The following is a 24,630-nucleotide window of genomic DNA, read 5'->3' on the forward strand; positions in this document are numbered from 1 at the left end:
GCCTGAATTTTCATAGAGGAGGTTCTTTCTTTATGCAGAAAGATCAGCAGAAGCTTGCAGAACTCATCCGGGGCAAAAAGGTGGCGTTCATCGGTGCCGGTGTCAGCCACAAGACCCTTATCAAGGAGTTTGTGAAACTGGGGGCCCATGTGACCCTGTGCGACCAGAAAAAAAGCGTGGAGGAGTTTGGCGATTATGCCGCTACCATCCGGGAACTGGGCATTGACCTGAGCCTGGGCGAACACTATCTGGACGGCTTCAAGGGTCAGGATATCATCATGCGCACCCCCGGCTTTGTGGGCTACTTTGAAAAGCCCCTGCAGGATGCCATGGCGGCGGGCACCATGGTCACCAGCGAGGTCGAGCTCTTCTTCGATTTCTGCCCCTGCGAGATCGTGGCCGTGACCGGCTCTGACGGTAAGACCACCACCACCACCCTCATCTCCAAGTTCTATGAGGCCGCAGGCCGCAAGGTGCATCTGGGCGGCAACATCGGTGCGGCCCTGCTGCCCATGCTGCCTGAGGTCCGGCCGGAGGATGTGGCTGTGGTGGAGCTGTCCAGCTTCCAGCTCATCAGCATGCACCAGAGCCCGAAGATCGCGGTGGTGACCAACGTCACCCCCAACCACCTCGATCACCATAAGGATATGCAGGAGTACATCGACGCAAAACGCAACATCCTGCTCTACCAGAACCCGCCCTGCCGTGCCGTGCTGGGCTACGAGAATGAGATCAGCCGCTCCATGCAGAAGGACTGCAAGGGCAGGCAGGTCTGGTTTACACGCCTGCGCGATACCGACAACGGTGCATTCCTGCGCAAAGAGGACAACATGCTCTGCATGGCCGAGGACGGCGTGGTAACGCCCTTCCTGGCCCAGAAGGACATCAAGCTGCGGGGCCTGCACAATATCGAGAATCTGCTGGCCGCTGCCGCCGCCGTCTGGGGAGAGGTGCCCGTAGAGGCCATCCAGAAGGTGGGCAGCACCTTTACCGGCGTGGAGCACCGCATTGAGCCGGTGCGCACGCTGGACGGTGTGCTCTACTACAACGATTCCATCGGCACCAGCCCCACCCGCACCATTGCGGGCCTGCGCAGCTTTGACCAGAAGGTCATCCTCATTGCGGGCGGCTACGATAAGCACATCCCCTATGAGCCGCTGGCCCCCGAGATCGTGGCTCACGTCAAGGATCTGGTGCTGATGGGTGCCACCGGCCCCCGCATTGAAAAGGCCCTGCGGGAAGACCCCGGCTTCAACGAGGCCGCACTGCCCATCCAGCACGCGGACAATATGCAGCACGCCGTGGAGCTGGCCCGTGCCGCCGCAAAGCCCGGCGATATCATCATCCTGTCTCCCGCCAGCGCCTCCTTCGACCTCTACCCCAACTTTGAGGTGCGCGGCCGCGAGTTCAAGAACATCGTCAACGCACTGAAATGATCACGCAGGTCAGAACGCCCCGCCAGAGGCAGCGGTTCCGCAGCGCCTGCCGTGGAAAGCTCTGCCTTGGGGTTACGATGCCGCAGGCGCTGGAGCTCTTCGGCAAAAGCCAGCCGGGCCGGTTCTTCGCCGGGCCAACGCTGGCGCTGGATGTGGGCGGCAGCACCGCCTGGCTGGCGGGCCACGCCAACCCGGACGAACTGGCCAGCTTCCTGCATTTCTGCGGCTGTAAGGCGGTCGTCCTGGACGAAGCCGAGTGCCCGCCGCCCATCGGCTGGGTCCGGGTAAAGTCCCTTTTTGTCTTTGGCCTGGCACCCGGAAAGCAGCTGCCGGAACCCGCTGTGGAAGAAACGCTCTGGGCTTCCCTGCATTTTGACCCGGAGCCCCCGGCGGGCCCCGTTGCACAGATGCTGTTTCCGGACCGCCCCACGCGGCAGGATGACTTTTACTCTGAGCTCTGCTCAAAGCGCGCCCGCGGCAGGGCTGTGGTCTGGGCTCTGGAGCAGGGAGGGGAGCTTGCCTGCACCGTGGGCGCTTACGCCATTGGAACGGAGCAGGCTTACATGGCCTGCGGCGAGACTGCGGAGCCATTGCGGGGGCGCGGCATCGGCGGGCGGCTTATCGTCCGGCTGGCCAACACCCTCTCGGCGCAGGGCCTGCAGCCCCTTTTCCTCTGCTCCCCGGAACGAGTGCACTTTTATACCCGCCTCGGCTTTGAAAAGCTGGGAGAGTATGCCCGGTACGAAGCCACAGTCTGACACGGCGGGAGTTTCTCTGAGGACCGTCCGCTGGGGTGGGACCCTGTTGCCGCAGGCAATAGGGCGGGCGATGGAATGGCCCGTTTCGTGTCCGAGGAGAAAGCTGCCGACGGGTCATCATAGCATAAACTTACAAAAAGATTAAGGAACCAAAATGTCAATGCTGAACCACTTTTTTGATTACAAACCCGAAGTCCTGGCGCTGGACGAAAAAGTCATGGAGCTCTGTCAGCCCTATTTCCGTCACATGGAGGAGATCCGGGACTACAACCAGCTGAAAATGCTCAAGGCCTTTGCCGATACCCAGATGTCCTCCACCGATATGCTGGGCACCACCGGCTATGGCCTGTGGGATACCGGCCGCGCCAAGCTCGAGCAGATCTTTGCCGAGGTGATGGGCGCGGAGGATGCCCTTGTGCGCAGTCAGTTCCAGAGCGGCACCCATACGCTGGCGGTGGCCCTGTTCGGCCTGCTGCGGGCAGGGGATACCCTGCTGGCTGCTACCGGCCGCCCCTACGATACGCTGGAGGGCGTGATCGGTCTGGACGGCAAGGGCAAGGGCACCGGCACCCTGATGGACTACGGTATCCGGTACGACGAAGCCCCCCTCAAAGCCGATTTCACCCCGGATTACGCGCTGATCGCTCAAAAGGCCCCGGGGGCAAAGGTCTGCCATATCCAGCGCAGCCGCGGCTACCTGCAGCGCAATGCCTTTGATCTGGATACCATTCAGAAGATCGCCGACACGGCCCGTGCCGCCAACCCCGAGATCATCATCTTTGTGGACAACTGCTATGGTGAGTTCACCCAGATGAAGGAGCCCTGCCAGGCAGGTGCGGACCTTGTGGTGGGCAGCCTCATCAAGAACCCGGGCGGCGGCATCGCCCCCACCGGTGGCTATATCGCTGGCCGGAAGGATCTGGTGGAGCTGTGTGCCTACCGCCTGAACGCCCCCGGGCTGGGCAAGGAGCTGGGCTGTACGCTGGAAACGCCCCGTGATATGTACCTTGGCTTCTACTATGCCCCCGGCGTGGTGTGTGAGGCCATCAAGACCGCCATCTATGCCCAGTGCCTGCTGGAGCTGGTGGGCAAAAAGCCCATCCCGCGCTACTGCGAGGACCACAACGATATCGTGACCTGCTTTGATGCCGATACTGCCGATGCCCTCATCGGCTTCTGCCGCGGCATTCAGGCCGCCAGCCCCGTGGACAGCTATGCCGCACCGGAACCCTCTCCGGAGCCGGGCTATACCGATGAGGTCGTCATGGCAAGCGGCAGCTTTACTCAGGGCAGCACCATTGAGCTCTCCTGCGACGGCCCCCTGCGTGAGCCTTACACCTGCTACCTGCAGGGCGGCCTGAACTTTGCCGCAAGCCGTGCCGGTGTCCTGCTGGCCGTGCAGAATGCTTATTTCAAGGATTGAACTTTTCAGAAAGAAAGCGTGAATCAAATGAATCGTGTTACTTCCATTGATGCCCGGATGCTGGAACGCTTTGAGCAGGGCTATGCTGCCCGCCCGGAGCTGAATGTGATGTCCAATGCGGTTTCCCGCACGGCTCTGCCGGACGCGGCCTTTGTGCCCGCCGCCGCTGCCAAGCTGCGGATGGACTTCTCTGTGCTGGTCAAGACCAATAACATCACCAACCAGAAGCAGAGCGGCCGCTGCTGGATGTTCTCTACCCTGAACGTCCTGCGCCAGCGGGTGATCGCCAAGTGTGATCTGGAGGATTTCTCCTTCTCTCCCACCTATCTGGCGTTCTACGATAAGCTGGAAAAGGCAAATCTCTTCCTTGAGAACATCCTCCACTTTGCGGATCAGGATCTGACCGACCGTGAGACCTACACCCTGCTGGGCAGCCCGCTGCCCGACGGCGGCCAGTGGGATATGGCCATCAGCCTGATCAAAAAGTACGGCGTGGTGCCCTCCTGGGTCATGCCGGAGACCGTCCACTCCACCGGCACGGCCAAGTATCTACCCATCCTGAACCGCAAGCTGCGGGAGGATGCGCTGGAACTGCGGGCCATGGCAAAAGAGGGAAAGGACACGGCCACCCGCCGCGAGGAGATGCTGGCGGAGATCTACAACGCCCTGTGCATCCTCTACGGCCAGCCTCCCAGGAGCTTTGACTTTGAGTATACCGACAAGGATGAGCACTACCACTGCGAACGGAACCTGACCCCGCACACCTTCCTTGAGAAATATGTGGGCAATGATCTGGATGATTACGTCGTCATCATCTCCTCGCCCATCCATGCGCTGAACCGCACTTACTGCCAGCCCTTTATGGGTGACGTGGTGGAGGAGAATATGTTCTGGCTGAACCTCTCGCAGGAGGAGCTGGAGGATCTGACCATCCGCCAGCTGCAGGCAGGGGAGGGGGTCATGTTCAGTTGCGACTGCCACCCCGACGGCGACCGCGCCAACGGCTATTGGGACCCCGACTGCTTCCAGTACGGCGAGGTGCTGGGCGGCCTGACCTTTGGCATGACCAAGGCCGAGCGGCTGCTCACCCGTGAAAGTACCATGAACCATTGCATGATGTTCTGCGGTGTCAATCTGGACGAGAATGGCAAGGCTGACCGCTGGAAGATCGAGAACAGCTGGGGCGATGCCTCCGGCCAGAAGGGCTACTACATCGGCAGCGAGAAGTGGTTCAAGGCCAATGTCTACCAGATCACCGTCCGCAAGAGCCTGCTGAGCGATGCCCAGCGCGCCCTGCTGGATCAGGAGCCCCTGCCCATGAAGCTGTGGGACCCGCTGGCTTGAATTTAAATAAGATGCTATAAAGAAATCCCCCCGCCTATGGCGGAGGGGATTTCTCTGTTAAGCGGATAATAGGGGAAGCTTCAACGTGAAGCAGCTGCCTTTGCCCACTTCGCTTTCCAATAGGATTTCTCCGTGGTGCAAGTGGGCAAGCTCCTGCGCAATGGTCAGTCCCAGACCTGTGGAGTCGTGCTTGGAAGAGGTGGTGGTGTGGAAATACCGGTCAAATACGGCGGCCTGATCCTCCGGCGCAATGCCGCAGCCCGTGTCCCGGACGCTCACCAGAGCAGCACCGGCCTCCACCCGGCTGTTGACGGTGATGCTCCCTCCTGCAGGGGTGTAGTGAATGGCATTGGTCAACAGGTTCTGCAGGATCTGCTGCAGCCGGATCTGGTCGCCCCACACCGGCAGCTCCGAAGCCGGGGGAGCCTGAAGCACCACGCCCTTCTTCTCAGCCTCCTCCCGGCAGCTGTCACAGACCGCAGTGATGACCTCCCCCAGAGATACCCGGTCCTCGTTGAGCATCACCTGTTTCTGCTCCAGCTTTGCAGCCAGAAACAGATCCTCCGTCAGGCGGCGGAGAAAGGCCGTCCGCTGCTGTAAGGCGGGCAGCAGGGCCGGCAGGGCCTCCGGTGCAGCCTCCAGCGTGTCCAGTCCACTGCTGACCGCAAACAGGGGGCTGCGCAGGTCGTGGAAAATGTTCAGCATCATGCTTTTCCGGGCCTCGGTCTCCTCCGTCAGGGCCTTTGTCCGCTGAATGACCCGAGCATCCAGCTCCCGGGCCAGCTGCTCCGCCCGGTCAAATTGCAGGGCATACCGGCGGCAGACGTAGGCCATGCAGCCCAGAGTAAAAGGCGCGTCGTAGATCCGGGCACACCGGAACAGGTAGAAAAACACGCTCTCCTGAAAAAACGGCACGTGCATGCCCGGCAGGACCACCCATACCCGGAAGCCAATGGTGATGGCACAGGGAAACAGCATCAGCAGGGCAGCGTCGGAGCCCCGGGCATACATCGCCATCAGTATGCCCAGACAGTAGCCCATGCCCAAAAGCAGCCCTACCGCCCGTACACGGCTGGGGGGAATCAGCGTCAGAACAAGATACCCCAGCGTCAGAAGCAGGGAATGGAGCCGCTGCCCGTGAGACACCGGCACAGCCCCTGTCAGGGCGGTACACAGCAGGATACCTGCCAGAACCGTGACGGTAAAGAATCCCCGGCGGAAAAAGACGCTCCAGCCGGAACTCCCCACCGGAGCCAGAATGATCACCAGAGCCCAGAGGGTCAGCACCGTCAGATACAGCAGAAAATACCCCAGTTCCTTCTGAGGCTTGTATCGGTACAGGGCCAGCACCACCGCCCCCAGAGTGCAGAATACCGCAATGGCCATCCACTGCAGCACCGTGCGGAAGGTCAGGGCAGCCACTCCTTTTTCCGGGAACAGGGCAGCCCATGCCACCAATTGGGCTTCGGAGTCCATGCCGGGGACTCCAAAATCCGCCAGCGCCGGCAGTCGCTGGTTGAACCAGATCCCTGCCAACCCAATGGCCAGTGCCAGTGCCCCGGCAGCAGCCGGAAGCAGAAATCGCTTTTTTATCATAAAAAGACCCCCTGCAAAACTTTGGAGAACCGGTTGAGAACAGCCCGGAAATACGGTATACTAGATAAAGATATTATAGCAAATTCACGCCGAAAAGGGGAGGGCAAACCGCATGATCCGCATTCTTCTGGTGGAAGATGATCCGGTGATCCGGGACACTACCAGCTATTTCTTGAAATGTCAGCAGAATTTTGAGGTGGTCTGTGCTGACACCGGCGGCGAAGCGCTGAGCCACGCCCGGGAAAAGTTCGATGTGATCCTGATGGATATCCTTCTGCCGGACACCAACGGCATGGATCTGTGCCAGCGCCTGCGCAGCTGGCACCACTGCCCCATCATTTTTACTTCCTGTCTGGACGATACAGACACAGTGGTACGAGCACTGGAATTGGGCGGCGATGATTTCCTGACCAAGCCCTACAACCACAAAGTCCTGCTGGCCCGCATCATGGCAAACATCCGCCGTGTCCAGATGGATGCCGCAGAGCCCAGCGTCAGCGGCTACCACTGTGCGGCCTTTACGCTGGATTCCAACAGCCATTGCGTGGAAAAGGATGGCCGGAGCATCCATCTGGCCGACATGGAGTACCGCATCCTGACCCTCTTCATCCGGCATCCCAACACCTTCTTTACCGCAAACGAGCTTTACCGGAAGATCTGGGGGAAGGAGAGCCTGGGGGATGTCCGCACTGTGCAGGTGCATATCCATAACCTCCGCAGTAAGATCGAGCCCGACCCCGCAAAGCCCATCTACCTCAAAAATGTCTGGGGCAAAGGCTATATTTTCCGCCCGGAAGGGGAGACGGAAGCCTGAAATGGTTTTGCTGTCTTAAATATCGTTAATCCTCAAAGCACCCGCTTCTTAAGGAAACTTAAGCCGTGGGTGCTTTTTTCTGCTCTGATTTGACCGTTATTTATCAAACAAAGTGGAAAACAGGAATTTCCCAGCGAAGAAACGGAAAAGATGTTTAAGAATTCTTAAAAGACAACAGGCGGACTTTGTGTTAATTTATTATCGAACGAAGTTTGCGCCGTATTGTGGCGGTGCGTTTCGGATAAGAAGGAAAATCGAAGAATAAGAACAGAAAAAGAGAAGAAAGGATCATCCAAGCATGAACAAGATCTCGCGTAAAGGCTTTCTGAAGATCGCCGCTGCCGCTGCCATGTCCGGTGTCACCGCCGGTGCACTGGCTGCCTGCAACGCTGCAAGCTCCTCCACCGCCGCTTCCGCCGGTGCAGCAGGCAGCTACACCCCCGGTACCTACACCGGCACTGCTGAGGGCATTTCCTCTACCGTCAAGGTCACCATGACCTTCTCTGACAGTGCTGTGACCGACGTTGTGGTCGATACCTCCGGCGAGACCGCTTCCTACGGCGCTGCTGCTGCCGAGGAGTTGAAGAACCAGCTGCTGAACGCCGGCTCTGACGAGATCGACGGCGTGTCCGGCTCCACCATCACCTCCGATGCCGTGAAGAAGGCCGCCAAGAGCTGCTTTGCACAGGCAAAGGGAGAGGCAACTGTAACTTCCGTTCAGCTGCCCACCGGCGACGAGACCGATTGGCTGGGCAAGGAGCCTGACATTGACGAGGCTGCCATCACCGAGACCGTGGACACCGATATCCTCATCGTGGGTGCCGGCAACGGTGGTATGTTCGCTGCTGCTTATGCCGCTGCCAAGGGCCTGAACTTCCGTGTCATCGAGCAGAACGGCAATGTGCAGGATACCCGTCACTGGGTGGGTGCCGTGGACGGCTTTGGCGCTCAGGAACAGGGCATCAAGATGGATCGTGCCAAGCTGCTGAGCGAGGTCTCCCGTTACGCTTCCGGCAAGTGTGATCAGCGCGTGGTCAAGACCTGGATCAACGAGTCTGCCGAGATGATCGAATTTGTCCGCTCCATCATGGAGGACAAGTACGGCGTGAAGATGATCTACACCTACGGTGACGAGGCCAAATGGCCTGCAGAAAACGCCGAGCACAACACCGATTATATGTACCCCGAGATCGAGTATACCTATGATCGCTCCAGTGGTGCCGCCCGGAACGAGCTGCTGCTTCAGTACATTCAGGAGCTGGGCTACGATGTGGACTTCAAGACCAGTCTGGCCAAGCTGGAAAAGAACAGCGATGGCCGCATTACCGGCATCATCGCCCAGAGCACCGAGGATGACCACTTCATCCGCTACAACGCCAACAAGGGCGTGCTGCTGGCCTGTGGCGGCTTCCCCGGCAACCCCTACATGATGGAGCAGCTGGATCCCCTGGGCACTTCCGTCACCACCGCATGCTCCTACTCTCCCTCCGATAAGGGCTACGGCATCCGGGCTGCAATGTGGGCCGGTGCCAATCTGGACAAGGAGGCCGCTCCCATGCTGTTTGACCGCGGCATCGTGGCCCCCGGTGTGGATGGCGGCTATGTGGACAGCGACACTGCCTTTGGCGGCAAGGCTTTCCCTGGTACCATCCGTCAGTACAACCCCGGCACCCAGCCCTTCCTGAAGGTGAACCGCAACGGCGAGCGCTTTGCCAACGAGAGCAGCCCCTACAATGACATCGTCTACGCTGCTGCTCACCAGCCGGGCCGTGTCTACGCACAGATCTGCGATGCCAACATTCTGGAGGACGCAAAGCGTTTCCACACCATCGGCTGCTCTGCCCAGACCCGTAACGGCGGTGAGAAGTACATTCAGGGTAAGATGGACGAGGCGATCGAGGCCGGTGCATTGTTCAAGTGCGATACGCTGGACGAGCTGGCTGACAAGATGGGCTTTACTGGCGCTGCCAAGGACACCTTCCTTGCCACTGTGGAGCGCTACAACGAGCTCTACGACAAGCAGAACGATGAGGACTTCGGCAAGCCGGCTTACCGCCTCAGCGCCATCCGTACCGCGCCCTTCTACGGCTGCTGGCTGGGTGCCTCTCTGCTGACCACTGAGCAGGGCATTGCCATCAACGAAAAGGGTCAGGCTCTGGACAACGATAACAAGCCCATGCCCGGCCTGTATATCACCGGCGATATGTCCGGCAGCTTCTTTGCCAACAACTATCCCTGCCTCATGGCTGGTGTTGCCATGGGCCGCACCCTGACCTTCGCCATGAAGGCCGTCAAGCAGATGGCCGGTCTGGAATGATGCCACTCCCCGGAAAATGAACTGAAAACCGCATAAAAATGCAGCGCCGCTGAAGCCCTGAAAAGCTTCGGCGGCGCTGTTTTACGTTTCCCTCTATACACAAAAAATGTCAGGCAGTCCTCAGCACACGGCGCGGCGGGGAGCGGCCAGAGGCTCGATCACCGGCGGGTGCATCCCTTCCCGGTAGTCCAGATCCCCCTGATCCATGCCGCGGAGCAGTACCTCGGCGGTGGCAATGTTGGTGGCAATGGGTACGCTGTGCATATCGCACAGGCGGAGCAGATTCTGCTCGTTGGAGCTGCCGCTGTCGGCCCGGAGCGGGTCGCGGAAGAACAGCACCAGATCCACTTCATCACAGGCAACACGGGCGGTGATCTGCTGAATGCCGCCCAGCTTTCCGGAGAGGTAACAGTGAACTGGCAAGCCGGTGGCCTGGTTCAACATCCGGCCGGTGGTACCGGTGGCAATGACAGTGTTCCGGGACAGGATACCACTGTAGGCGGTGCAGAACTGAAGTGCAAGTTCTTTGCGGGAATCATGTGCAAGGATGGCAATTGTCATAATTCGCTCTCTCCTTTGTACTAGTGTCGTCATGCGGACATCTGTTTGAAATGGATTGCAGTTGTGGGAAGGACAGTTCCGGGCGCACTTCAGAGCGCCCCGCCGAACTTGTTCCCATACTTTCCAATATAGTTTTACCGCGTCGAAATATGGGTTGTCAAGGGGAAAATGAGAATTTTTACCCTAATTTCCGATAAAAGTACGACTTTATTTTTGTACAGAATGGAGAAATGAAAAATACATCGTGATACGAACAGAAAAATAATTTTCGAAATTTTGGGGCGAAAGTGTTTCTATAACAAAAACAGTCCATCCCTGCAAAACAAAAATACAGGCCGCTGTCCTTCCACGGCGGCCTGTAAGAAAAAAACGGAAAAATGTTTTCGCAATTGAACGGTTCAGCGGATCTGGCCGCTGCCGTGAATGATGTACTTGTAGCTGCACAGCTCTTCCAGCCCCATGGGGCCCCGGGCGTGGAGCTTCTGGGTGGAAATGCCCATCTCGCACCCCAGCCCGAACTCCCCGCCATCGGTAAAGCGGGTGGAGCAGTTGACGTAGACCGCCGCGCTGTCCACCGCCGCCGTAAAGAGGGCGGCATGGGCCTCGTCCCGGGTCAGGATGGCTTCGCTGTGGCCGGTGGAGTGCGAGGCGATGTGGCCGACGGCCTCCCCCACGCTGTCCACGACCTTGACGGCCAGGATGTAGTCCAGGAACTCGGTGTCAAAATCGGCAGGGCCTGCAGGTGTGCCGGGGATGATGGCGGCGGCACGCGGGTCCAGCCGCAGCTCCACTGGGTGCAGCCCCTTTGCGGTGCGGTCAGGGCCCAGCCGCCGGGCCAGTTTGGGCAGGAATTCTGCCGCAATGTTACGGTGCACTAGGCACACCTCCTCCGCGTTGCAGACGCTGGGGCGGCTGGCCTTGGCGTTTTCGATAATGTCCAGCGCCTTATCCTGCTCGGCAGAAGCATCCACGAAGATGTGGCAGATGCCGGTACCGGTCTGGATGCAGGGGACTTTTGCATTTTCCACACAGGCGTGGATGAGCCCGGCCCCGCCGCGCGGGATGAGCAGATCCACATAGCCCACCGCCGTCATCAGGGCGTTGGCCGAGGCGTGGGTGGTGTCCTCGATCAGGCAGACCGCTGTTTCGGGCAGGCCGTTTGTCCGCAGACCCTCCCGCAGAGCCGTTACAATGGCGTTGGCACTGCGCCATGCCTCCCTGCCGCACCGCAGGATGCAGGCATTGCCGCTCTTGATGGCAAGGGCGGCGGCATCGCTGGTCACGTTGGGGCGGCTCTCGTAGATGATGGCAATCACGCCCATGGGCACGGCGGTCTTTTCGATGACCAGCCCGTTGGGGCGCTCCACCCGGCGCAGAACTTTGCCCACCGGGTCGGGCAGGTCAGCCACTTCCCGGATGCCCTTTGCCATGGCGCTGATGCGCTCCGGTGTCAGGGCCAACCGGTCCAGCATGACCTCCGAGATGTGCCCTCTGGCGGCTTCCAGATCGGCGGCATTGGCATCCAGAATGGCCTGCTGGCGGGCAGGGGAACAGAGCGCCTCTGCCATGCCCAGCAGGGCGGCGCGGCGCACCTCGCCCGAAGAAAGGCCCAGCGCGCTTCTTGCCGCGCGGGCGGCTTCCAGGATCTCCTGTGTCGTCATGGATCAGCCCTCCTTTCTGCCCGCAAAGCGGGTGCCTGCGGGTCTGCCGTCTGCAATGTCGTAGAGCAGCTCCGGGTGGGAGCCGTTGGCGATCACCATGTCCGCGCCCTCTGCCGTTACCATCTGGGCGGCACGGAGCTTGGTGGACATGCCGCCAGTGCCCAATGCGGAGCCTGCCCCGTCTGCCAGCGCCAGCACCTCCGGAGTGATGCGCTCTACCAGCGGGATGAGCTTTGCGTCCGGGTGGGTGTGGGGGTTGGCGGTGTACAGGCCGTCGATGTCGCTCAGCAGCACCAGCAGATCCGCATGGATGCAGCAGGTGACGATGGCGGCCAGCGTGTCATTGTCGCCGATGGAGGTGATCTCATCAGTGGCAACGGTGTCGTTCTCGTTGATGATGGGCAGCGCACCCAGCTCCAGCAGCCGGGTCAGGGTGTTCTGGAAATTCAACCGCCGTCCCTCGTGCTCCACATCCACGCCGGTGAGCAGGATCTGCGCCACGTTGTGGTTGTAGGCGGTGAACAGGCGGTCGTAGGTGTACATCAGCTCACACTGGCCCACAGCGGCGCAGGCCTGCTTGGTGGCCATATCACCGGGGCGGGAGGGCAGGGACAGCTTGCCCACTCCCATGCCGATGGCACCGGACGAGACGAGAATGACCTGGTGCCCTGCGTTCTTCAGGTCGCTCAGCACCTTGACCAGATCCTCTGTGTGGCGGATGTTCAGCCGCCCGGTGGAGTGTGCCAGCGTGGAGGTGCCCACTTTGACGACGATGCGCATAAACTTAACCCTTTCCCATTTCCTTTGTCTTGTCGTAGGCAGCAATCACCGCATCGGTCACCGCGCCGCGGAAGCCGTGCTCTTCCAGCACGCGCACGCCCTGAATGGTGCTGCCGCCGGGGCTGCACACCGCATCCTTGAGCTCACCGGGGTGTTTTCCGCTTTCCAGCACCAGCTTGGCGCTGCCCAATACCATCTGGGCAGCATATTCCTGTGCCTTGGCCCGGGGCAGGCCGCAGGCCACGCCGCCATCGGCCAGCGCTTCAATGAACTGGTACACCCAGGCCGGGCCGCAGCCGGAAACGCTGCTTGCCGCGTCGATCAGGGCCTCGGGCACAGCGTCCAGCCGCCCGGCGGGTGCCATCAGCTTCAGAAACTCCTGCTCCTCCTCCGCTGTCACATTGGCGGAGCAATATTGGATCATGCCTGCCCCCACCGAAGCCGGGGTGTTGGGCATGATGCGGATCACGGGGTAATCTTCCCCCGCCATCTCCTGGATGCGCGCGATGGAAAGCCCAGCTGCCATGCTGCAAAGGATGAAGCGGCTCGGACGCTCGTTCAGGGTAAACCGGAGCGGGGCCAGCAGAGCCTCCATCATCTGGGGCTTGACCGCCAGAAAGATCAGGTCGGAGCGGCCCGCCACTTCGGCGTTCGTGGTGGTGTTGCAGCCCAGCTCTGCGGCCAGCGCCTCTGCCTTGGCAGTAGTGCGGTTGGCAAGATAAACGTTCTGTGGGTCGGCAGCCTTGCAGACGGCCCGCGCAATGGCACCGCCCATGTTCCCACAGCCTAAAAATCCGATGGTCTTGATCATACTTACTTTCCCTTCCTTTCTCACTCGGAAAGAAATAAATGGAACGCACATTCGTTCCACTCCATCCATTGTAAGCATCCGGAGCCAGAAAATCAAGAGGAACCTCCCGGAAACCCGGCAAAAAGGCGGCGGGACGGCTGCAAAATGGAGAAGAACGTGAAAAAAATATCAAAATGAGAGATTTTGAACTTGCAAAACGGGGGGCATTTGCGTTATAGTATAGAGGAAGTATTCTTACTTCTCTGGCCCCATAGGGCGGCCACCACGGTCAGCGGCACAGTGTGTGCCGCTGGGAAAGGATGGATCTCGTGTCGCAAACTACAAAAAGGGCGCTGGAAGCATCGCTGAAAAAGCTGCTGCTTCAAAAGCCGCTGAATAAGATCACCATCAATGATATCACAGAGGACTGCGGCGTGAACCGTATGACCTTCTACTACCACTTCAAGGACATCTACGACCTCGTGGATTGGATCATGGTCGAAGATGCCGCCAAGGCGCTGGAGGGCAGACAGAGCTTTGAGAACTGGACAGATGCCTTTCTGGACATCCTGCATCAGGTGCAGGACAACAAGGTTCTGGTGATGAATGTTTACCGCTCCGTGAGCCGTGAGCAGGTGGAACAGTACTTATATAAACTGCTGGACCCCATGCTGCGGGACTTTGTGGACCGCAGTGCGCAGGGCTTTACCGTGCAGGATTCCGACAAGCAGTTCATCATCGACTTTTACAAATACGCGCTGGTGGGCATGGCGCTGGAATGGATCCGCAAGGACATGAAGGAGGACCCCGTCCGGATGACCGAGCGGCTGAATGTTCTGCTTCATGGCGAGCTTGAGCGGGCGCTCCGCCGCTTCCGCACCGACCGCAGCCCCGCAGTTTTTGACGACTGACAATATTTTATCAATCCGGGCACCGTGATGGGTTTTCCATCACGGTGCTTTTTCTGTTTATGGCTTTCCGTTTGACAAAATGTTACAGTATGATCAGCGCAAAATGAAAGGTGAAAACCTGGAAACCACAGCAAACGGAGGGAATAAAATGTATTATTCCAGCGGGAACTATGAGGCATTTGCGCGCCCGAAAAAGCCTGCGGGAGTGGATCGGAAATCGGCCTATCTCGTGGGCACCGGTCTGGCGGCGCTGACAGCTGCCTGCTACCTGGTCCGCGACGGTCAGATGAAAGGGGAACACATCCATCTCTTTGAAAAGGGATCCATCCCCGGCGGTGCCTGTGATGGCTGCCAGTACCCCGGCATCGGCTATGTGATGCGAGGCGGCCGGGAGATGGATGACCATTTCGAAGTCATGTGGGATCTGTTCCGTTCCATCCCGTCGCTTGAGACCGAGGGCGCAAGCGTGCTGGATGAATACTACTGGCTGAACAAGGCAGACCCCAACTACTCGCTCTGCCGCGCCACGGAAAACCGGGGGCAGAACGCCCACACCGATGGGAAGTTCGGCCTTTCGGATCAGGGCTGCATGGAACTCATCAAGCTCTTTTTTACCCCGGATGAGCAGCTCTATGATAAGCGCATCACCGATGTCTTTGACGCGGAGGTGTTCTCTTCCAACTTCTGGCTTTACTGGCGCACCATGTTCGCCTTTGAGAACTGGCACAGCGCACTGGAAATGAAGCTCTATCTGAAGCGCTACATCCACCATGTGGGCGGTCTGCCTGATCTGCGGGCACTGCGCTTTACCCGGTACAACCAGTACGAGAGCATGATCCTGCCCATGATCCGCTATCTGGAAGGGCACGGCGTGCGCTTCCACTACAACACCAAGGTCACCAACATTGAGTTTGAGCTGACCGGGGGCAAAAAGCAGGCCAGGACCATCTGCCTGCTGGTGGACGATGAAGCGGAACGGGTGGACCTGACCGAGAATGATCTGGTGTTCATCACCAACGGCGGCTGCGTGGAAAGCACCTCCATCGGCTCCCAGGATCAGCCTGCAGTGTTCAACCCCACGCTCCGGCCCGGCAACGGTTGGGATCTGTGGAAGAAGATCGCCGCGCAGGATGAGGCCTTTGGCCGCCCGGAGAAGTTCTGCTCCGATCCGGAACAGACCAACTGGATGAGTGCCACGGTCACCACGCTGGACGAACGCATCGTGCCCTACATCCAGAACATCTGCCAGCGTGACCCGTTCAGCGGCAGGACTGTCACGGGCGGCATCGTCACGGCGCGGGATTCCGGCTGGCTGCTCAGCTGGACATTCAACCGTCAGCCCCAGTTCCGGGATCAGCCCAAGGGCCAGCTCGTGGGCTGGATCTATGGCCTGTTCAGCAACACGCCCGGCGACTACATCAAAAAGCCCATGCGGGATTGCACCGGTAAGGAGATCTGCATGGAGTGGCTGTATCATCTGGGGGTCCCCGAAAACCAGATTGAGGACCTGGCGGAGCACAGTGCCAATACGGTGCCCGTAATGATGCCCTATATCACAGCCTTTTTCATGCCCCGCGCGGCAGGCGACCGTCCGGCGGTGGTGCCGGAGGGCGCGGTGAACTTTGCCTTCATCGGCCAATTTGCCGAGACGAAGCGGGATACCATCTTCACCACCGAGTATTCCATGCGCACCGGCATGGAAGCTGTGTACACCCTGCTGGATATCGACCGGGGCGTGCCGGAGGTTTGGGGCAGCACCTACGATGTCCGCGACCTGCTGAACGCCGCTGTTCAGCTGCGGGATGGCAAACCCCTGAGTGATCTGAAAATGAACTGGATCAAAAAATTCGCACTGGGAAAAGCGGCAGAAAAGGTACAGGACACCGACCTGGGCCGTCTGCTGCTGGAGTATAAGATCATCTGAGCGCCGGGAATTCAGCCCGGCAGGCAGGGAAGAGAGCCCTGTAAAATTCTATTGAATCTGGAGGAAATAAAAATGAATACCGCATTTGATTCTCTGACGCACAAAATGCAGCGTGCTGCACTGGGCAAGACTGTGGATCTCGTGCTTTCTCATGCCGAGAAGGACCCCGCTAAGACGGTTGGACAGATCGTAGATCTTTCAAAGCAGTTCTACGGCAATTCCTTCAGCGAGGAGACCTATGCACATGCCAAGCAGACCCTGACCGACCCCAACAGCAAGTGGTCGAAGCTCATCAACTGTATGCTGAACCAGCTGGACCCCAACGTGGCCCGCACAACGGCCCTGAACCTGGGCTATGAGGCCTTCTTCCGCGGTACCAAGACCATCCGCGAGAATCGTGTCAAGTATCAGTGCAATATTCCCTGGTTGATCCTGTTTGACCCCACCTCTGCCTGCAATATGCACTGCGTGGGCTGCTGGGCCGGTGAGTACGGCCACAAGAACAACCTGAGCTTCGATGATATGGATAAGATCGTCACCGAGGGCAAGGAGCTGGGCGTTTATCTGTACATGCTCACCGGCGGTGAGCCGCTGGTGCGCAAGGCTGATATCCTCAAGCTGGCCGAGAAGCACAACGATGTGCAGTTTGCCATCTACACCAATTCCACCCTGATCGATGAGCCGTTCTGCAAAGAAGTGGTCCGTCTGGGCAATATTGCGTTTATGCTGTCCATTGAGGGCACCCCGGAGACCAACGATGCCCGCCGCGGCGAGGGCCACTATGCTGCCGTTATGCGCGCGATGGATCTGCTCAAGGAGCACGGCATCCTGTTCGGCACCTCCATCTGCTACACCCGCGACAACATCGAAGCCGTTACCAGCGATGAGTTCATGCGTTTCCTCTGCGATAAGGGTGCACACTTCGGCTTCTACTTCCACTACATGCCCGTGGGCAACGAGGCAGCGCCTGAACTGATGCCTTCTCCCGAGCAGCGCAAGTACATGATCCAGCGCATCCGCTATCTGCGCAGTGAAGCCTGCGATATCCCGTTCTACCCCATGGACTTCCAGAACGACGGCGAGTTTGTGGGCGGCTGCATTGCCGGCGGCCGCAACTACTTCCACATCAACTCGGCCGGTGACGCAGAGCCCTGCGTGTTCATCCACTACTCCAATGCCAACATCCATGACAGCAGCATCCTGGAGATCCTGCAGAGTCCGCTGTTCATGGCCTACCACAACGGCCAGCCCTTCAACAAGAACCATCTGCGCCCCTGCCCCATGCTGGAAAACCCCGAGCTGCTGGAAAAAATGGTGCACGAGACCGGTGCCCACAGCACCGACCTGCAGAGCCCGGAAAGCGTGGATCATCTGTGCGAGAAGTGCAAGTCCTATGCCGCCAACTGGCAGCCGACCGCCGACGAGATTTGGTCCCATACCAAGATCCGCGAGAGCCGCTACGAGAACTATAAGGATTGGAAGCCCAATCAGCAGTAATTGCAGGTACTCCCCCCTGAAATCTCCCTTTTTGGTTTATCCGCCCTGAAAGCTGAAGCTCCCCCTTCCCCAAGCGCCGAGACAGCGCTGGGAAGGGGGAGCTTTGCGTTTCTCGGCTGCTCTGAGAAAATCATGCGGTAGGAATACAAAAACCGGCCCCGCCTCCCATGCAGGAGACAGAGCCGGTTTTGCGATTCTATTGTGTTTGGGATCACTCGTCGTCGGGGTCACCGAAGGCATCGTGGTAGAGGTTTACCATGCCGGATTCGTCGTTGCGATTCAGGCCGTGGAACACCAGCTTTTTGATGACATCATAGATGACAGCAAACAGCGGCACACCGATAATCATGCCCACAAAGCCCCACAGGCCGCCGAACAGCAGGATGGCGAACAGCACCCAGAAGCTGGAAAGGCCGGTGGTGTTGCCCAGGATCTTGGGTCCGATGATGTTGCCGTCCACCTGCTGCAGCACCAGAACGAACAGCACGAACCAGAGCGCCTTGATGGGGTTCTGGATCAGGATGAGCAGGGTGGCGGGAATGGCACCGATGAAGGGGCCGAAGAAGGGGATAACATTGGTCACGCCGATGATGACCGACACCAGCAGGGCACTGGGGAACTTGAAGATCAGGCAGGCAATATAGCACAGCACGCCGATGATGGCGGAATCCAGGATCTTGCCGTTGATGAAGCCGCCGAACATCCGGTCAGCGTAACGGACTTCCTCCATGATGAGGTCGGCCCAGCGGGGCTTGACCAAACTATAAAGGATGAGCTTGCCCTGCTGCCCGAATTTCTTCCGGCTGGCCAGCAGATACACCGAAACGATGAGGCCGATGACGAAATTCTTGATCCAGGTCACCACGTTCACCACGCCCACAGCGGCACCGCTGAGGATGTTCTGCATGGAGGGGAGCAGGGTGTTCTTGATCCAGGCATCCAGGTTGGCATCCAGGCTGTCGTAAGAGTTCTCGATGAAGTCCAGCAGCTTTTTGTTGTTGGCAATGAACTCCTGCTTGGAGATCCACTCCACAAAGTCGCCGATGTTGTCCCGCGCCGTGAAGTACAGGGCGGTCACACTGTTGATGAGCTGCGGCACGATCATCATGATCAGCGCGTAGATCAGCAGCAGACCGAACAGGATGGTCAGAGCAACGGCCAGCATGTTGGCAAAGCGGTGCATCCTTTCCGGGAACAGCTTGTGGAGAAATGCTTCAATCCAGTTGCACACCGGCTTGAGCAGATAGGCAATGACACTGCCGTAGATAAAGGGCATCAGGATGCCGGTCAGGGTCGAAACGGCGTTGCCGAAGCCCTGAAAGCGGTAGATCAGGAAAAAGAAGAGGATGCTCAGGCTGATCGCGCCAAAGCCCGCGAACATTCCGTAGAGATAGGGTTTGATATGCGGTTTTTTGTCCATCATGTCATAGAAACTCCATTCCTGCCGCAGACAGCAGGATTCCCTGCGGCAATGTCAGCGCTTATTGCTCCTGCGCCAGATGTGCAGTTTTTCGGCTTCGGCGATCAGCTCGTCCCGGAAATCGGGGTGTGCCACACTGATCAGTGCTTCTGCCTTTTCCCAGCTGGTCAGTCCCTTCAGGTTCACACAGCCGTACTCGGTGCACAGGTAGTGCACGTTTGCGCGGGTGTCGGTGACGATGCTGCCGTTTTCCAGGGTAGGACGGATGCGGCTCTCCAGCTTGCCGGTCTTTTTATTCATAAAGGTAGAGGACAGGCAGATGAAGCTCTTGCCGCCGTTGGAAAGGTATGCGCCCAGAACAAAGTCCAGCTGACCGCCTGCACCGGAAATGTGCTTGATGCCTGCACTCTCCGCGTTCACCTGACCGAACAGGTCAATATCCACCGCATTGTTGATGGAGATGAAGTTGTCGATGGCGGAGATGCTGCGGATGTCGTTGGTGTACTCCACGGGAGCGGCCATGCACTCCGGGTTGTTGTTCAGGTAATCGTACATCTTCTGGGTGCCTGCACCAAAGGCATAGACCTGACGGCCCTTGTCCAGATTCTTGTGGCGGCCGGTGATCTTGCCTGCCTTTGCAATATCCACAAAGGCATCCACATACATCTCGGTGTGCACACCCAGATCCTTCAGGTCGCTCTGCGCGATCAGGTTGCCGATGGCGTTGGGCATACCGCCGATGCCCAGCTGCAGGCAGGCACCGTCGGGGATCTGCGGGACGATGAGGTTTGCCACCTTCAGATCGACCTCGGTGGCGGCACCAGCAGCGGCCATCTGGCCGATGGGCGGGTTGCTGCCCTCCACAACACCGGCAACCTGGGAGATGTGCACCCAGTTCTCGGTGCCGCCCAGGCATTTGGGCATGTTCCGGTTGACCTCAACGATGATCTTTTTGGCCTTATCGCAGACGGCACCCAGGTGGGAAGCACAGGGACCAAAGTTGAAATAGCCATGCTCGTCCATGGGAGTCACCTGGAACACCGCCACATCCACGGGGTCAGAGCTGTCGCGGTAGTAGCGGGGCAGTTCAGAGTAGCGGATGGGGGAGTAGAAGGAAAAGCCCTGGGCAATGGCCTTGCGCTCAATGCCGCCCATGTGCCAGCTGTTCCAGGTCATGTGGGCAGCAGGATCTTCGATCTGGAAGATGGCGGGCACCCACATCAGGATGCCGCCGCGGAAGTTGACATCCTCCAGCTCAGGCAGACGCTTTGCAATGGCAGCGTCCACTGCAACGGGGGTGTTCACGGCCCAGCCGTAATCCACCCAGTCGCCGCTTTTGACCAACGCGGCAGCCTGGTCAGCTGTCATTTTCTTCTGCGCATACAATTCCGTAAAATCCATTATAAACCATCCTCTCTTACAATAACATAAAGGAATTGTAAATTCCAACTTAGTTATATCATTAACAAACGAGAGAATCAATACTTTCCCGGCAAAAAACAGGGCTGGATGCAATATGACTAAAAATCTTAGCTTTTTGTAGAGATTCTTTGGTGCACAAAAAATAAATTTTACACAAAAAATACTTGATAAAATTTTGACGATGTGCTTTACTTATAGCGTAGCAGGATGCAGCGTGGCACTGCGGGTGGGATTGTTTAAAAATTAACGATACACCGTAGCAGAAGAGAAGAACATCTTGCACAGCAAACTGGAAAGTGCTATCATGTCAGAACCAATGCGCTTTTCAAAGGCGCGCAAGGAGGACAAAACCGATGGCAACTGCAGTTTACCCCGGGTCGTTCGATCCGGTCACACGAGGTCATCTCGATATCATCAAGCGCGCGGCAAAGATCAACGATCACCTGATCGTGGCCGTGCTCATCAACAGTGCAAAGCACCCATTGTTCACCGTGGAGGAGCGGGTGGCCCTGCTGCAGGAATGCTGCAAGGGTATCCCCAATGTCACGGTGGAGAGCTTCGACGGCCTGACCGTGGAGTTCGCCAAGAAGCGCCACGCTTCGGTCATGGTGCGGGGCCTGCGGGCGGTAACGGATTTTGAAAACGAGATCCAGTTGGCGCAGACCAATCATGCGCTGATGCCCGGCATCGAGACCATGTTCCTTGCAACCAGCATCAAGTGGAGCTATCTTTCCTCTACCATTGTAAAGGAAGCCGCTCGCTACGGCAGCAGCATCTCCAAGTTCGTTACCCCGAATGTGGAAGCCGCCGTGGAGCAGAAGATGGCCGAGCTGCGCAGCAGGGGAGAGAACGTCTGACCCCATTCCTTATGCAAGAAACGCTTCGGCGTTTTGATAAAACAGTCTTTCTTAAATCACAACATACACAATCAGGAGGCTATTCACATGAAAAAGATCGTTATCGCATCTGCATGCCGTACCGCCATTGGTAAGTTCGGTGGCACCCTTGCCAACGTCCCCGCTGCTGAGCTGGGCTCCATCGTCATCAAGGAGGCTCTGAACCGCGCAAACGTCAAGCCTGAGCAGGTCGATCATGTTTACATGGGCTGCGTGATCCAGGCTGGTCTGGGCCAGAACGTTGCCCGTCAGGCTTCCCTGAAGGCTGGCCTGCCCATCGAGACCCCCGCTGTCACCGTCAACGTGGTCTGCGGTTCCGGTCTGAACTGCGTGAACATGGCTGCTCAGATGATCGAGGCAGGCGATGCTGATATCGTGGTCGCAGGCGGCATGGAGAACATGGACATGGCTCCCTTTGCAATGATGAAGGGCCGTTACGGCTACCGCATGGGCGCACCCATGGGCAAGAGCGAGCTGGTCGATACCATGGTCAACGATGCTCTGTGGGATGCCACCGGCTTCAACAAGCACATGGGCATGACCGCTGAGAATGTCTGCACCAACGAGACCTTCCAGAAGAAGTACGGCTACAGCCCCATCACCCGCGAGATGCTGGATGAGTTCTCCTACAACAGCCAGGTCAAGGCCGACAAGGCCATCAAGGACGGCGCTTTCAAGGATGAGATCGTTCCTGTTGTCATCAAGGGCAAGAAGGGCGACACCGTGTTCGATACCGATGAAGGCCCCCGTCTGACCCCGGTCGAGAAGCTGGCAACTCTGAAGCCCGCTTTCACCAAGGACGGCATTGTGACCGCAGGCAACTCTTCCGCCATCAACGATGGCGCTGCTGCTCTGGTCATTATGAGCGAGGAAAAGGCCAAGGAGCTGGGCGTTGAGCCTCTGGCAACCTGGGTCGCTGGCGCTCTGGCCGGTGTTGAGCCTGAGGTCATGGGTCTGGGCCCCATCGCAGCAACCAAGAAGGTCATGGCAAAGACTGGCCTGACTGTTGCTGATATGGACCTGATCGAGGCCAACGAGGCATTTGCTGCACAGTCTGTGGCTGTCAGCCAGGCTCTGAACTTCGATATGAGCAAGGTGAACGTCAACGGCGGCGCCATCGCTCTGGGCCACCCGGTCGGCGCTTCCGGCGCTCGTATCCTGGTCACCCTGCTGTACGCTATGAAGCACCGTGGTGCTCACAAGGGTCTGGCTACTCTGTGCATCGGCGGCGGCATGGGCTGCGCTACCATCGTTGAGATGTAAGCTCCCCCTTTGGAATTGAATTGAATGACAGCCCGCGCCTCGGCTCAGACCGGAGACTCTGCCGGGGCGCGGGAGCTGTTTTGAAACACTGAGAATCTGAATTGGAGGTTTTCACAATGGCTTTTGTAAAAACCGAGGTGCAGGGCGCTGTCGAGATCATCACCATCGACCGTCCCAAGGCACTGAATGCCCTGAACCCCGAGGTTCTGGCAGACCTGAAGGCAGCTTTTGAGGCTGTCGATCAGGAGACCATCCGCTGCATCGTCCTGACCGGCGAAGGCGACAAGAGCTTCGTTGCAGGCGCTGATATCGGCTCCATGAGCACCATGACCAAGGCAGAGGGCGAGGCTTTCGGCAAGCTGGGCAATGACGTGTTCCTGATGATCGAGAGCTTCCCCATCCCCGTCATTGCAGCCGTCAATGGCTTTGCACTGGGCGGCGGCAATGAGCTGGCCATGAGCTGCGACATCCGCATCTGCTCTGACAACGCTGTGTTTGGTCAGCCCGAAGTTGGTCTGGGCATCACCCCGGGCTTCGGCGGCACCCAGCGTCTGGCACGTCTGGTCGGCATGGGCATGGCAAAGCAGCTGGTCTACTCTGCCCTGAACATCAAGGCAGACGAGGCTTACCGCATTGGTCTGGTCAACGCCGTATATCCGCAGGCTGAACTGATGGAGAACGTGCTGAAGCTGGCCGGCAAGATCGCCAAAAACGCTCCCATTGCAGTGCGCAACTGCAAGAAGGCCATCAACGGTGGCATCAGCCTGCCCATTGAGAAGGCTGTGGAAGTTGAGGAGAAGCTGTTCGGCGATTGCTTCGAGACCCACGATCAGCAGGAGGGCATGGCCTGCTTCCTGAGCCGTGAGAAACCGAAGCCCAAGGCAGTGTTTACCAACAACTAATCCATTACATAATTTTTAATATTAAAGGAGAGATTTCCTATGAAGATCGGTGTTATCGGCGCTGGCACTATGGGCCAGGGCATCGCAAAGGCATTTGCACAGGTTGAGGGCAACACCGTTGCTCTGTGCGACATCAAGCAGGAGTGGGCTGAGAACGGCCTGGCAAAGATCAAGAAGGGCTACGAGAAGCTGGTTGCTAAGGGCAAGATTCCCCAGGAAAAGGCTGACGCAATCGTTGCAGCCATCACCCCGGGCCTGAAGGAAAATCTGTGCGCAGACTGCGACCTGGTCGTTGAGGCTGCTTTTGAGGATATGAAGGTCAAGCAGACCACTTTCGGCGAGCTGGATAAGATCTGCAAGCCCGAGTGCATCTTCGCTTCCAACACTTCCTCCCTGTCCATCACCGAGATCGGCAAGGGCCTGAGCCGTCCTCTGGTCGGTATGCACTTCTTCAACCCCGCTGACCGCATGAAGCTGATCGAGGTCATCGCCGGCTGCAACACCCCCGCAGAGACTGTTGAGAAGATCAAGGAGATCTCCGTTGCCATCGGCAAGAACCCTGTTCAGGTCAACGAGGCTGCAGGCTTTGTGGTCAACCGCATCCTGATCCCCATGATCAATGAGGCTGCCTTCATCAAGATGGAGGGCGTTTCCGATATCGCAGGCATCGACACCGCTATGAAGCTGGGTGCCAACCACCCCATGGGACCCCTGGAGCTGGGCGACTTCATCGGCCTGGATATCTGCCTGGCCATCATGGATGTCCTGTACCATGAGACCGGCGACAGCAAGTATCGCGCCTGCCCGCTGATCCGCAAGATGGTCCGCGGCGGCAACCTGGGTTGCAAGACCGGCAAGGGCTTCTACGTTTACAACGCAGACCGCACCAAGACCCCTGTTGACCAGCTGTAATTT

At 58.4% G+C, this 24,630-nt stretch carries 20 protein-coding genes; 13 read left to right on the top strand and 7 right to left on the bottom strand.

Features of this window, described 5'->3' with window-relative positions; translation table 11 throughout:
* Positions 1–32 precede the first annotated feature (32 nt).
* The 4 genes from murD (at position 33) to J3352_RS01420 (ending at position 4,961) form a co-directional block, all read left to right on the top strand.
* Positions 33–1,436: a UDP-N-acetylmuramoyl-L-alanine--D-glutamate ligase gene (gene murD, locus J3352_RS01405; RefSeq protein WP_097772224.1), complete on the top strand. Its 1,404-nt coding sequence runs from the start codon at positions 33–35 to the stop codon at positions 1,434–1,436.
* Positions 1,433–2,194 (top strand): GNAT family N-acetyltransferase, encoded by a 762-nt coding sequence (locus J3352_RS01410; protein ID WP_156066113.1) that lies wholly within the window; start codon positions 1,433–1,435, stop codon positions 2,192–2,194. Before murD ends, J3352_RS01410 begins: the two co-directional genes overlap by 4 nt.
* Positions 2,195–2,354: 160 nt before the next feature.
* Positions 2,355–3,617 carry a methionine gamma-lyase family protein gene (locus J3352_RS01415; protein WP_156066277.1) on the top strand — a complete coding sequence of 421 codons (1,263 nt, stop codon included), beginning with the start codon at positions 2,355–2,357 and terminating at the stop codon, positions 3,615–3,617.
* Between the two features lie 27 nt (positions 3,618–3,644).
* A complete protein-coding gene (locus J3352_RS01420) occupies positions 3,645–4,961 on the top strand; it encodes an aminopeptidase C (RefSeq protein WP_156066111.1) in 1,317 nt (438 codons plus the stop codon).
* Between the two features lie 57 nt (positions 4,962–5,018).
* Here J3352_RS01420 and J3352_RS01425 read toward each other — a convergent pair whose 3' ends face one another.
* Positions 5,019–6,557 carry a sensor histidine kinase KdpD gene (locus tag J3352_RS01425; protein ID WP_156066109.1) on the bottom strand — a complete coding sequence of 513 codons (1,539 nt, stop codon included), beginning with the start codon at positions 6,555–6,557 and terminating at the stop codon, positions 5,019–5,021.
* Between the two features lie 112 nt (positions 6,558–6,669).
* On the opposite strand from J3352_RS01425, the gene J3352_RS01430 reads away from it, so the two are divergent.
* Entirely contained in the window at positions 6,670–7,371 is a 702-nt protein-coding gene (locus J3352_RS01430) for a response regulator transcription factor (RefSeq protein WP_097772219.1), read from the top strand.
* Between the two features lie 298 nt (positions 7,372–7,669).
* Positions 7,670–9,688, top strand: coding sequence for an FAD-binding protein (locus J3352_RS01435; protein WP_097772218.1), 2,019 nt, complete (start codon positions 7,670–7,672; stop codon positions 9,686–9,688).
* A 120-nt stretch (positions 9,689–9,808) separates the two neighbouring features.
* Here the strand turns inward: J3352_RS01435 and J3352_RS01440 are convergent, their stop codons facing one another.
* The 4 genes from J3352_RS01440 to proC all read right to left on the bottom strand — a co-directional run bounded on the left by J3352_RS01440 (position 9,809) and on the right by proC (position 13,501).
* Positions 9,809–10,249 carry a methylglyoxal synthase gene (locus tag J3352_RS01440; RefSeq protein ID WP_005932722.1) on the bottom strand — a complete coding sequence of 147 codons (441 nt, stop codon included), beginning with the start codon at positions 10,247–10,249 and terminating at the stop codon, positions 9,809–9,811.
* Between the two features lie 398 nt (positions 10,250–10,647).
* Positions 10,648–11,910, bottom strand: coding sequence for a glutamate-5-semialdehyde dehydrogenase (locus tag J3352_RS01445; protein WP_156066107.1), 1,263 nt, complete (start codon positions 11,908–11,910; stop codon positions 10,648–10,650).
* A gap of 3 nt (positions 11,911–11,913) precedes the next feature.
* Complete coding sequence (proB, locus tag J3352_RS01450; RefSeq protein ID WP_156068726.1) at positions 11,914–12,690, bottom strand: glutamate 5-kinase; 777 nt, start codon at positions 12,688–12,690, stop codon at positions 11,914–11,916.
* A gap of 4 nt (positions 12,691–12,694) precedes the next feature.
* Positions 12,695–13,501: a pyrroline-5-carboxylate reductase gene (gene proC / locus J3352_RS01455; protein WP_156065679.1), complete on the bottom strand. Its 807-nt coding sequence runs from the start codon at positions 13,499–13,501 to the stop codon at positions 12,695–12,697.
* A 299-nt stretch (positions 13,502–13,800) separates the two neighbouring features.
* On the opposite strand from proC, the gene J3352_RS01460 reads away from it, so the two are divergent.
* The 3 genes from J3352_RS01460 to J3352_RS01470 all read left to right on the top strand — a co-directional run bounded on the left by J3352_RS01460 (position 13,801) and on the right by J3352_RS01470 (position 17,812).
* Positions 13,801–14,391 carry a TetR-like C-terminal domain-containing protein gene (locus tag J3352_RS01460; RefSeq protein ID WP_242699835.1) on the top strand — a complete coding sequence of 197 codons (591 nt, stop codon included), beginning with the start codon at positions 13,801–13,803 and terminating at the stop codon, positions 14,389–14,391.
* Positions 14,392–14,539: 148 nt separating this feature from the next.
* Complete coding sequence (locus J3352_RS01465) at positions 14,540–16,315, top strand: oleate hydratase (RefSeq protein ID WP_156065683.1); 1,776 nt, start codon at positions 14,540–14,542, stop codon at positions 16,313–16,315.
* A gap of 72 nt (positions 16,316–16,387) precedes the next feature.
* On the top strand, positions 16,388–17,812 hold the full coding sequence (locus J3352_RS01470) for a radical SAM protein (protein WP_156065685.1): 1,425 nt from the start codon (positions 16,388–16,390) through the stop codon (positions 17,810–17,812).
* Positions 17,813–18,023: 211 nt separating this feature from the next.
* On the opposite strand, the gene J3352_RS01475 is transcribed toward J3352_RS01470, so the two are convergent.
* Both J3352_RS01475 and J3352_RS01480 read right to left on the bottom strand, forming a co-directional pair.
* Positions 18,024–19,235: an AI-2E family transporter gene (locus J3352_RS01475; protein WP_156057923.1), complete on the bottom strand. Its 1,212-nt coding sequence runs from the start codon at positions 19,233–19,235 to the stop codon at positions 18,024–18,026.
* Between the two features lie 51 nt (positions 19,236–19,286).
* Complete coding sequence (locus tag J3352_RS01480; protein ID WP_154276266.1) at positions 19,287–20,633, bottom strand: butyryl-CoA:acetate CoA-transferase; 1,347 nt, start codon at positions 20,631–20,633, stop codon at positions 19,287–19,289.
* 374 nt (positions 20,634–21,007) lie between these two features.
* Between J3352_RS01480 and coaD the strand changes: the two genes are divergently transcribed.
* From coaD to J3352_RS01500, 4 genes are all read left to right on the top strand, one after another.
* Positions 21,008–21,511 (top strand): pantetheine-phosphate adenylyltransferase, encoded by a 504-nt coding sequence (coaD, locus tag J3352_RS01485; protein WP_005932740.1) that lies wholly within the window; start codon positions 21,008–21,010, stop codon positions 21,509–21,511.
* Positions 21,512–21,598: 87 nt separating this feature from the next.
* The gene (locus J3352_RS01490; RefSeq protein WP_005932742.1) at positions 21,599–22,813 is read left to right on the top strand and encodes an acetyl-CoA C-acetyltransferase; all 1,215 of its coding nucleotides are present in this window, start codon (positions 21,599–21,601) and stop codon (positions 22,811–22,813) included.
* Positions 22,814–22,929: 116 nt separating this feature from the next.
* On the top strand, positions 22,930–23,715 hold the full coding sequence (locus tag J3352_RS01495; RefSeq protein ID WP_156065687.1) for an enoyl-CoA hydratase-related protein: 786 nt from the start codon (positions 22,930–22,932) through the stop codon (positions 23,713–23,715).
* A gap of 39 nt (positions 23,716–23,754) precedes the next feature.
* On the top strand, positions 23,755–24,627 hold the full coding sequence (locus J3352_RS01500; protein WP_156065689.1) for a 3-hydroxyacyl-CoA dehydrogenase family protein: 873 nt from the start codon (positions 23,755–23,757) through the stop codon (positions 24,625–24,627).
* The last annotated feature ends 3 nt before the right edge of the window (positions 24,628–24,630 follow it).

The organism is Faecalibacterium sp. Marseille-Q4164, assembly GCF_017377545.1.
Lineage (GTDB): Bacteria > Bacillota > Clostridia > Oscillospirales > Ruminococcaceae > Faecalibacterium > Faecalibacterium duncaniae.